The sequence below is a fragment of the Streptomyces hygroscopicus subsp. hygroscopicus genome (assembly GCF_001553455.1).
In the GTDB taxonomy this organism is placed as follows: Bacteria; Actinomycetota; Actinomycetes; order Streptomycetales; family Streptomycetaceae; genus Streptomyces; species Streptomyces hygroscopicus.
Window position 1 is genome coordinate 1 of the sequence record NZ_BBOX01000443.1, and the last position, 9,590, is coordinate 9,590.

Below are 9,590 nucleotides of genomic sequence, written 5' to 3' on the forward strand. Positions count from 1 at the left end.
GACACAGGCGGAGACACGGGCGGGGACGAGACGGCCGGGCAGTTCTCGCTGGTGCCCGAGTGGACGCCGTCCTCCCTCCCCGTCCCCCAGCGCACGGACCGGCAGGAGGCCCGCGATCCGCTCCCGTCCGGGCAGCCTTACGGCGGTCGGCGGACCGCCGCCGAGCCCAGCGGGCGGGCGATGCGGGTGCTGCCGCTGGGCACCGGTCTCGCGCTCGCCGGTCTCGGTCTCGGCCTGGCCTTCTTCGGTCTGCGGCTGCGCCGCCGCTGAACACCGGCGCCGAATCCCCGACCCTCGCCCGCCGTACCGGGTGCCGGTACGGAACAATGGGGGGTATGAACCAGCCGATGAACGAACGAGCGCAGGAGAGCCCGCACGTCCTGGTCGTCGGTCCGGACGGCATGGCACTCGGCGGCGTCGCTCCTGCTTCCGGCGAGGGCAGTGGTGACGACGAGTCGCGCGAGGTTCCCGTGACGGACATGGTCGAACAGCCGGCGAAGGTCATGCGGATCGGCAGCATGATCAAGCAGCTTCTGGAGGAGGTCCGCGCCGCACCTCTCGACGAGGCCAGCCGGGTCCGGCTGAAGGAGATCCACTCCAGCTCGGTGAAGGAGCTGGAGGACGGGCTCGCACCCGAGCTGATCGGGGAGCTGGAGCGGCTGTCGCTGCCCTTCACGGACGAGGCGGTGCCCACCGAGGCGGAGCTGCGCATCGCGCAGGCCCAGTTGGTCGGCTGGCTGGAAGGACTGTTCCACGGCATCCAGACCACCCTGTTCGCCCAGCAGATGGCGGCGCGGGCGCAGCTCGAGCAGATGCGCCGGGCGCTGCCGCCGGGCCTCGGCGGGGGCGAGGAGGAAGAGGCCGCGCCCAAGCAGGGCGGCGCCCGCTCGGGCCCGTACCTCTGAGCCCCTCATGAGCCACTCGCCGGGCCCTCACGCTCGGTCTCACACCCGGTTTCGCCCCGGGCCGTGCCCGCCCGGCCCGGACGCCAGCCCGGATTCCGGCCCGGACCCCGGCCTGGATCCCGGTCCGGCATCCAGGCTCACCGGCGCGACGACGCCACGGGTCGCATAACGAAAACGACGCCGCGGGCCTCATCTCCGGATGAGGCCCGCGGCGTCGGCGTGCTCTGCGTACGTGCCCGGCGTGCGCACTCGGCGTACCTGCCGGGCGGTGCGGCCACGCCCGGCCCGGCCGGGCGCGGGAGCCGCGGCCAGGTGCGGGAGCCGCGGCCAGGTGCGGGAGCCGTGGCCGGACGCGGGAGCCGCGCCTACCCCGGGTTGCCGGTGGAGACGGTCAGCTCGATGGTGTCCGTCTTGGGGTTGTACGGCTCGTAGTTCCGGTACGTGTAATTGAGGACGGTGCCCTTGCCCCACAGATTCTCGTCCTGGGGCACCACGCGGTACTTCCAGCCCGCCGCGCGGATGCACTTCTTCACCGAGTCGATGTAGAGGTTCTGGAAGTCGGGCACCGTGTAGGTGCCCTTCTCGTCGTCGTCCTCGTAGGCGTCGGTGCACTTCTCCGGGTCGATCGTCTTGCTCTTGTCGCCCATGCGGAAGCCCTCGGAGGTCTCGGAGGCCGACGGGGACGCCGACGTGTCGCCGCCCTTGCTCTCGTCCTTGGAACCGCCGTCGCCGTTGAGCGCGACCACCAGGATCACGGCGACGACCGCGATCGCCGCGACGACGGCCGAGCCTATGATCACGCGCTTGTTGCCGCTGCCACCGCCGTTCCCGGACGGCGTCGAGGGGGGCGAGATGTTGTACGGCGGCGGGGTGCTGGGGCCGCCCTGGTACGCCGGGGCCGGGGCCTGGTAGCCCTGCTGCCCCATCGGCTGGGCGGACGGCGGCGGGGTGGACGGGCCGAAGGCGCCGTACTGCCCGGCGGAGGGCTGCGGCTGGTAGGGGGTCTGGACGCTGCCGGGGCCCGGGGCGGGCGTCTGCTGGCCGACCGGCGGGAAGACCGCCGAACCGACACCGGCGCCGCTGCGGGCGGGCGGCCCGCCGCTGATGATGATCGGGGAGGCGCCGGTCTGGCCGGTACGGGTGACCCGGGCGCATTCGTCGCGCATGGCCTCGGCGTTCGGGAAGCGCTCGTTCGGGTTCTTCTTCAGTGCGCGGGCCACCAGCGCGTCCACCGCCGGGGGAATGGCCTGGTTGATCGTGGAGGGCGCGACCGGCTCCTCCTGGACATGCGCGTACGCGATGGCCAGCGGCGAGTCCGCGTCGAAGGGGAGCCGGCCGGTCAGCAGCTCGAAGAGCATGATGCCGACCGAGTACAGGTCGCTGCGGGCGTCGACGCCGCGGCCCAGCGCCTGCTCCGGGGAGAGGTACTGCGGGGTGCCGACGACCATGCCGGTCTGGGTCATGGAGGTGACCCCGGACTGCATGGCGCGGGCGATGCCGAAGTCCATGACTTTGACCACATCGCGCTTGGTCATCATCACGTTACCCGGCTTGATGTCGCGGTGGACCAGCCCCATCTCATGGCTGATCTCCAGCGCCGCCAGCACATCGCCGGTGATTTTCAACGCTTTTTCGGTCGGCATCGCACCGTATTGCCGGACATCGGTGTCCAGAACCGAACGCAGCGGCTGGCCCTCGATGTACTCCATCACGATGTACGGCATCAGCGAGCCGTCGATGGAGTCCTCGCCGGTGTCGAAGACCGAGACGATATTGGGATGCGTGAGTTTCGCAACAGCCTGGGCCTCGCGGCGGAACCGCTCGCGGAAGGACTGTTCCCGGCCCAGTTCGGTGTGGAGCGTCTTGATCGCGACCTGGCGGGCCAGCACGGTGTCGTAGGCCAGGTGTACGGAGGCCATGCCGCCCTCGCCCAGCAGATCCCGCAGCTGGTAGCGGCCGTTCGCCAGGGAGTGGCCTTGGTATTGACCTGGTGCGCCGTGCTGGCTCATTTCGTACTTCCCCCTCGGCGCACTCACTACTCTGACGCGCACGTTTCGACGCATTGATCTTGATGTTGTGGATATCGTGGCCAAGTCTGCCCCAGGCCACGGACACGTCAAGCCGCGTGCCCGTTCCGTGACCGGATGCGCAAGAACCCGTCACGCGATTTGCGTCGCTTCACCGTCAACAGGTTTGATGACCGGTCCATCCCCAACCGAAGCACGGCGCGAAGGCTGTAGCGTGCCTAGCAGGAACCGTACCGCCCGTGGGCGGGGCGATCTCGACCAGACCCCCACCGAGAACGAGACGGCGAGGACCGATGGCACAGACCCAGAGCGCCCAGGGGCCCTCCGAACCTGACGCCAGCGGGTCCGGAATGCCGGATTCGCCCGAGGCGTGGGGCAATGGAGGACTTGTCGGCGATGGCCGATACCGGCTGACCAGCCGCCTCGGCCGCGGCGGCATGGCGGAGGTGTTCGCCGCCGAGGACCTCCGGCTCGGCCGGACGGTCGCGGTGAAGCTGCTCCGTGCCGACCTGGCCGAGGACCCGGTGTCCAAGGCCCGCTTCACCCGTGAGGCACAGTCCGTCGCCGGGCTGAACCACCACGCGGTGGTGGCGGTCTACGACTCCGGCGAGGACGTCGTCGGCCAGAACACCGTGCCGTACATCGTCATGGAGCTGGTCGAGGGCCGGACCATCCGCGACCTGCTGCTCAACGCCGAGGCCCCGCCGCCGGACCAGGCGCTGATCATCGTCTCCGGGGTGCTGGAGGCGCTCGCCTACAGCCATCAGCACGGCATCGTGCACCGGGACATCAAGCCCGCCAACGTGATCATCACCAACAGCGGCGCGGTCAAGGTGATGGACTTCGGCATCGCCCGCGCCCTGCACGGCGCGCAGTCCACGATGACCCAGACCGGCATGGTCATGGGCACCCCGCAGTACCTCTCGCCGGAGCAGGCCCTCGGCAAGGCCGTGGACCACCGCTCCGACCTGTACGCCACCGGATGTCTGCTCTACGAGCTGCTGGCGCTGCGCCCGCCGTTCACCGGGGAGACCCCGCTGTCGGTGGTGTACCAGCACGTCCAGGACACTCCGGTGCCGCCGTCGGAGATCTCCGGCACCGTGCCGCCGGAGCTGGACGGCCTGGTCATGCGCTCCCTCGCCAAGGACCCGGACGACCGGTTCCAGAGCGCCGAGGAGATGCGCGGACTGGTGCAGTACGCGCTCCAGATGCTCCACGAGGCGGGCGGCCACACCGGCGTCTGGAACACCGGCCCGGTCACCCAGCACCTGGGCGGGGCCACGCCCGCCATGGGCATGCCGGGCGTCGGCGCCGCCACCACCGCGCTGCCGCACCCGGGCCACGGCGACACCTCGCAGCAGCCGGTCATCACCGGTCCCGGGGGCGGCGACGGCGGCTACCACGGAGGTTCCGGCCGCCGTAAGGGCCGCGGCAGGATGTGGCTGATCGCGGCGCTCGCGGTGATCGCCGTCGCGGCCGGGGTCGCCTTCGCGCTGAACGCCGGCGAGAAGGGCGGCGGGCACAAGCCCAGCAAGCACCAGACGTCGGTCACCCAGGACAAGAAGCCCAAGCCGAGCGATACGCCGAGCGACGACACCGGGGACGACACGGCCCCGACCGGCCAGGCCACCTCCGGGGACACGGGCCGCGACTACACCCCGACCGAGGGTCCGACGCCGACCTACTCCAACGGCCCCACGGACGAACCGACGGACGGGCAGACGGACCCGGGCGACGACGGCCAGCCGAGCGACGAGCAGACCACCCCGGGCGGCGGCGAGCAGCCCCCCACGCCCACGGGCGACCAGTCGCCCACGCAGGGCGGCGACCTGCCCACCGACCCGACGGGCGACACGGGCGACGTCGGCAACACCCCCTGACGGCGGCCGGGCGCCCCGGTCCTCGCTGAGGACCCTCGGGCGCCCCTCGGGCGCCCCTCGGGCGTCCTTCAGCCGCAGAAGGCGTCGCGGACCGCGTCGTACTCCCGGGTCCACCACACCGCCAGCGCGGCGGCCGCCGGGAACTGCGGATCGGCGCGTCCGTCGCCGCGCTGGTAGCGCCAGCGCAGCATCCAGAAGTCGTTGAGCCGTTCCCACCACACCCGGTGCACGGCCGCGGCCATCTCGGAGCTCCCGGCCCCCGCCGCGCACCGGTACGCCCGCGCGTAGGACCGCACCTTGGCGAGGGCCAGGGTGCCGCCGGGCCGTACGAAGAAGATCGCGGCGGCCCGGACCGCCTCCTCGGCGCGCGGCTGCACCCCGAGCCGGTCCCAGTCGACGATGGCGGCCGGCTCCGTGTCGCGGTAGAGCAGGTTCAGCGGGTGGAAGTCGCCGTGCACCCAGCCGGTGGCCGGAACGGCGTGCGCCTCCGGGCGGCGGTGGGCGTGCCGTTCCAGCAGCGCCCGCCGTTCGATCAGCCGGTGCTCGGCGAGTTCGTCGAAGGCGTCGCGGGCCCGGCGCCCCCGGACCAGCGTGAGCAGCTGCTCGATCACGGCGAAGGTGTCCTCGGGGACGGCCGCCTCCCCGGACGGCCGGCGGTCGCCCGTACCGGACCGCATGACCCGCTCCAGACAGGTGTGGACGAGCCCGAGCAGCCCGCCCAGGCGCCAGCACTGCGCGGCGGTCAGCTCACCGCCGTCCCGGTGCCGCCCGTCGATCCACGGGTGCAGTGCGTAGCAGCGGCCGCCGATCACCGCGACCGTACGGCCGTCGGCGTCGGGGACCGGCGGGGCGACGGGCAGCCCGAGCGCGTCCAGCCGCTGGGTGACCCGGTGCTGGCGGGTGATGGCGGTGCGGTCGCCGTCGAGGTGGTGTTTGAGGAAGAACCGGCCGCGGGTGGTGGCGAGGCGGTAGCCGCGGTTGAGCAGCCCCTGGGTGAGCGGTTCGCAGGAGACCGCGTCCCCGGCGCCGTCGTAGCGGCGGAGCAGGGCGCTCAGGGTTTCCCCGTCGGGAGCGGCCTCGGCGGAGTCTACAGGTGAGCGCGGCACCTGCCAGATGTTAGATCACCGGGGAACACCGCCACGGCGTGCGAGGGCGGCGCCGGGCACCCCCGGTCCGGTCCCTCGTCGACCGGGGCGCCACCACGTCCGGGCCCGCTCCGCCCCCGGCGCCGTCAGCGCTTCTGGGGTGGGGACGCCTGCATGCGGGCGACGTAGGCCGCTGCCTGCGAGCGGCGTTCCATGCCCAGCTTGGAGAGCAGACTGGACACATAGTTCTTGATCGTCTTCTCGGCGAGGTGCAGCCGTTCGCCGATCACCCGGTTGGTGAGCCCCTCCCCGATCAGCAGCAGGATCCGGCGTTCCTGCTCGGTGAGGGCGGCGAGCCGGTCGTCCGGCTGTTTGACGGCGGCCTGGCCGCGCAGCCGTTCCAGCACCCGGGCGGTGGCCACCGGGTCGAGCAGCGACCGGCCCGCGGCCACGTCCCGGACGGCGGCGAGCAGTTCGCCGCCGCGGATGTCCTTCAGGACATAGCCCGAGGCGCCCGCGATGATGGCGTCGAAGAGTGCCTCGTCGTCGGCGAAGGAGGTGAGCATCATGCAGTGGACGGACTCGTCGCGGGTGCGGATCTCCCGGCAGACCTCGACCCCGCTGCGGTCGGGCAGCCGGATGTCCAGTACGGCGACGTCGGGGCGGGCGGCCGGGATCCGGGCCAGCGCGTCGGCCGCGGTGCCCGCCTCGCCGACGACCTCCATGTCGGGTTCGCTCGCGAGCAGGTCGCGTACGCCGCGTCGTACGACTTCATGGTCGTCGACCAGGAAAATGCGTATTTTTCCCTCTTCGCGCACGGCTCCAGTCTCACACACGAAGTCTTCCCGTGCCGTTGTCCCGCGGGATACCGTGCGCTTGTCCGGCGGCCTGCGGGGCTGTGACCAGTGGATGTTTCCCCACTCACGCGATTTACTTGGAAATCCAAGCAAAATTGCAGGTCAGGTGGGGTTTCGCAGACATGCGACGCACTGGGTAACGTGCCTTGTGCAGGGCCAGCCGCCGGGAACCTGTCACGCCCGGTCATGCCTCGGCGCACCCACCCCGTGCGCCGTCGCCGGACGGGCGAGCCGCAACTGGCCGCCGGCGGATCCCGGGGGCCGGACAGACGGAGGAGCACACGTGACCGTGGAGAGCACTGCCGCGCGCAAGCCGCGCCGCAGCGGAGCCAAGCGCAGCACCACCGCGCGGAACGCCAAGAAGCAGCCCGCGGGCCAGCCCGAACTCGTACAGCTGCTGACCCCGGAGGGCGAGCGGGTCGAGCACCCCGAGTACGCCATCGACCCGACCCCCGAGGAGCTGCGCGGTCTGTACCGGGACATGGTGCTGACCCGGCGGTTCGACGCCGAGGCGACCACCCTGCAGCGCCAGGGCGAACTGGGTCTGTGGGCGTCGCTGCTCGGCCAGGAGGCGGCGCAGATCGGCTCCGGCCGGGCGCTGAACGACGCCGACTACGTCTTCCCCACCTACCGCGAGCACGGTGTGGCCTGGTGCCGGGGCGTCGACCCGACCAATCTGCTGGGGATGTTCCGCGGCGTGAACCACGGCGGCTGGGACCCCAACAGCAACAACTTCCACCTGTACACCATCGTCATCGGCTCGCAGGCGCTGCACGCGACCGGTTACGCGATGGGCGTGGCCAAGGACGGCGCGGACGCCGCGGTCCTGGCCTACTTCGGCGACGGCGCCTCCAGCCAGGGCGATGTCGCCGAATCGTTCACCTTCTCCGCGGTCTACAACGCGCCGGTCGTCTTCTTCTGCCAGAACAACCAGTGGGCCATCTCCGAGCCCACCGAGAAGCAGACCCGGGTCCCGCTCTACCAGCGCGCCCAGGGCTTCGGCTTCCCCGGGGTGCGGGTGGACGGCAACGACGTGCTCGCCTGTCTGGCCGTCACCAAGGCCGCGCTGGAGCGGGCGCGCACCGGACAGGGCCCGATGCTCATCGAGGCGTTCACCTACCGCATGGGCGCCCACACCACCTCCGACGACCCGACGCGCTACCGCTCGCCCGAGGAGCGCGAGGTGTGGGAGACCAAGGACCCGATCCTGCGGCTGCGCACCCTGCTGACCCGCGAGGGCCTGGCCGACGACGCGTACTTCGCCGGCCTCGAGCGGGAGAGCGACGCGCTGGCCAAGCGGGTCCGGGACGCGGTACGGGCCATGCCCGACCCCGATGACATGGCCCTGTTCGAGCACGTCTACGCCGACGGGCACGCGCTCGTCGACGAGGAGCGGGCGCAGTTCGCCGAGTACCAGGCTTCGTTCGTCACCGCTGAGGAAGGCATCTGACATGGCCGCCGAGAAGATGTCGCTCTCCAAGGCGATCAACGCGTCGCTGCGCACGGCCCTCGAGTCCGACCCCAAGGTCCTGATCATGGGCGAGGACGTCGGCAAGCTCGGGGGCGTCTTCCGGGTCACCGACGGACTGCAGAAGGACTTCGGCGAGGACCGGGTCATCGACACCCCGCTCGCCGAGTCCGGCATCGTGGGCACCGCGATCGGGCTCGCGCTGCGCGGCTACCGCCCGGTGGTGGAGATCCAGTTCGACGGTTTCGTCTTCCCCGCCTACGACCAGATCGTCACCCAGCTCGCCAAGATGCACGCGCGATCGCTCGGCAAGGTCAAGCTGCCGGTCGTGGTCCGCATTCCGTACGGCGGCGGCATCGGCGCGGTGGAACACCACAGCGAGTCGCCGGAGGCGCTGTTCGCGCACGTGGCGGGGTTGAAGGTGGTCTCGCCCGCCAACGCCTCGGACGCCTACTGGATGCTCCAGCAGGCCATCGGCAGCGACGACCCGGTGATCTACTTCGAGCCCAAGCGCCGCTACCACGACAAGTCCGAGGTCGACACCTCCGCGATCCCCGGTCCGCTGCACGCCGCCCGGGTGGCCCGGCCGGGGGCGGACCTGACCCTGGCGGCCTACGGCCCGATGGTCAAGGTCTGCATGGACGCCGCCGCCGCGGCGGCCGAGGAGGGCACATCGCTCGAGGTGGTGGATCTGCGGTCGATCTCGCCGATCGACTTCGACACGGTCCAGCGGTCCGTGGAGCGGACCGGACGGCTGGTCGTGGTCCACGAGGCGCCGGTATTCCTGGGCACCGGATCGGAGATCGCCGCACGCGTCACCGAGAGGTGCTTCTATCACCTCCAGGCCCCGGTGCTGCGGGTCGGCGGCTTCCACTCGCCGTACCCGCCGTCACGGCTCGAGGACGAGTACCTTCCGGGGCTGGACCGGGTGCTCGACGCCGTAGACCGTGCGTTGGCGTACTGAAGGGCTTGAGGAGATCGTGACGATGACCGCAGTCGAACAGCGCTTCCGTGAGTTCAAGATGCCCGACGTGGGCGAGGGGCTGACCGAGGCCGAGATCCTCAAGTGGTTCGTGGCGCCGGGCGACACCGTGACCGACGGCCAGGTGGTGTGCGAGGTCGAGACCGCCAAGGCCGCGGTCGAGCTGCCCATCCCCTTCGACGGAGTCGTCCACGAGCTGCGTTTCGACGAGGGCACCACCGTGGACGTGGGCACGCCGATCATCTCGGTGGACACCGACCCCGGCGCGGGCGAGGCGGCACCCCAGACCGCCCCCGCCGCCCAGGCTCCCGCCGCCGAGAAGCCCGCGCCCGAGCCCGAGCCCGCCGGGAAGGAGGGCCGCCAGGCCAATCTGGTCGGCTACGGGG

Annotated in this window: 8 protein-coding genes and 1 pseudogene; 6 read left to right on the top strand and 3 right to left on the bottom strand. The window is 71.5% G+C overall.

Annotated features, from left to right (window positions below):
• Both AXW62_RS35270 and AXW62_RS35275 read left to right on the top strand, forming a co-directional pair.
• Positions 1–270 (top strand): annotated as a pseudogene (locus tag AXW62_RS35270) (hypothetical protein); the annotation flags it as partial.
• Between the two features lie 65 nt (positions 271–335).
• Positions 336–905 carry a bacterial proteasome activator family protein gene (locus AXW62_RS35275; protein WP_030827924.1) on the top strand — a complete coding sequence of 190 codons (570 nt, stop codon included), beginning with the start codon at positions 336–338 and terminating at the stop codon, positions 903–905.
• A 365-nt stretch (positions 906–1,270) separates the two neighbouring features.
• Here AXW62_RS35275 and AXW62_RS35280 read toward each other — a convergent pair whose 3' ends face one another.
• Positions 1,271–2,914, bottom strand: coding sequence for a protein kinase domain-containing protein (locus AXW62_RS35280; protein WP_060948019.1), 1,644 nt, complete (start codon positions 2,912–2,914; stop codon positions 1,271–1,273).
• A 311-nt stretch (positions 2,915–3,225) separates the two neighbouring features.
• Here AXW62_RS35280 and AXW62_RS35285 point away from each other — a divergent pair, with 311 nt between their 5' ends.
• A complete protein-coding gene (locus AXW62_RS35285) occupies positions 3,226–4,812 on the top strand; it encodes a protein kinase domain-containing protein (protein WP_060948020.1) in 1,587 nt (528 codons plus the stop codon).
• A gap of 68 nt (positions 4,813–4,880) precedes the next feature.
• Here AXW62_RS35285 and AXW62_RS35290 read toward each other — a convergent pair whose 3' ends face one another.
• Both AXW62_RS35290 and AXW62_RS35295 read right to left on the bottom strand, forming a co-directional pair.
• Positions 4,881–5,918, bottom strand: a complete 1,038-nt coding sequence (locus tag AXW62_RS35290) for a phosphotransferase (RefSeq protein WP_060948021.1) — start codon at positions 5,916–5,918, stop codon at positions 4,881–4,883.
• Positions 5,919–6,043: 125 nt separating this feature from the next.
• Positions 6,044–6,715: a response regulator gene (locus AXW62_RS35295; RefSeq protein WP_060948022.1), complete on the bottom strand. Its 672-nt coding sequence runs from the start codon at positions 6,713–6,715 to the stop codon at positions 6,044–6,046.
• Between the two features lie 322 nt (positions 6,716–7,037).
• Here AXW62_RS35295 and pdhA point away from each other — a divergent pair, with 322 nt between their 5' ends.
• From pdhA to AXW62_RS35310, 3 genes are all read left to right on the top strand, one after another.
• Positions 7,038–8,204, top strand: a complete 1,167-nt coding sequence (gene pdhA / locus AXW62_RS35300) for a pyruvate dehydrogenase (acetyl-transferring) E1 component subunit alpha (protein WP_030827939.1) — start codon at positions 7,038–7,040, stop codon at positions 8,202–8,204.
• A 1-nt stretch (position 8,205) separates the two neighbouring features.
• Positions 8,206–9,186, top strand: a complete 981-nt coding sequence (locus AXW62_RS35305) for an alpha-ketoacid dehydrogenase subunit beta (protein WP_060948023.1) — start codon at positions 8,206–8,208, stop codon at positions 9,184–9,186.
• Positions 9,187–9,208: 22 nt separating this feature from the next.
• On the top strand, positions 9,209–9,590 hold a 382-nt coding region (locus AXW62_RS35310), incomplete at its 3' end, for a biotin/lipoyl-containing protein (protein ID WP_289306037.1).

Coding starts and splice junctions, on each gene's coding strand:
- AXW62_RS35305 (WP_060948023.1), top strand. CDS start 8,206: ATGGCCGCCGAGAAGATGTCGCTCTCCAAGGCGATCAACGCGTCGCTG.
- AXW62_RS35285 (WP_060948020.1), top strand. CDS start 3,226: ATGGCACAGACCCAGAGCGCCCAGGGGCCCTCCGAACCTGACGCCAGC.
- AXW62_RS35275 (WP_030827924.1), top strand. CDS start 336: ATGAACCAGCCGATGAACGAACGAGCGCAGGAGAGCCCGCACGTCCTG.
- AXW62_RS35280 (WP_060948019.1), bottom strand. CDS start 2,914: ATGAGCCAGCACGGCGCACCAGGTCAATACCAAGGCCACTCCCTGGCG.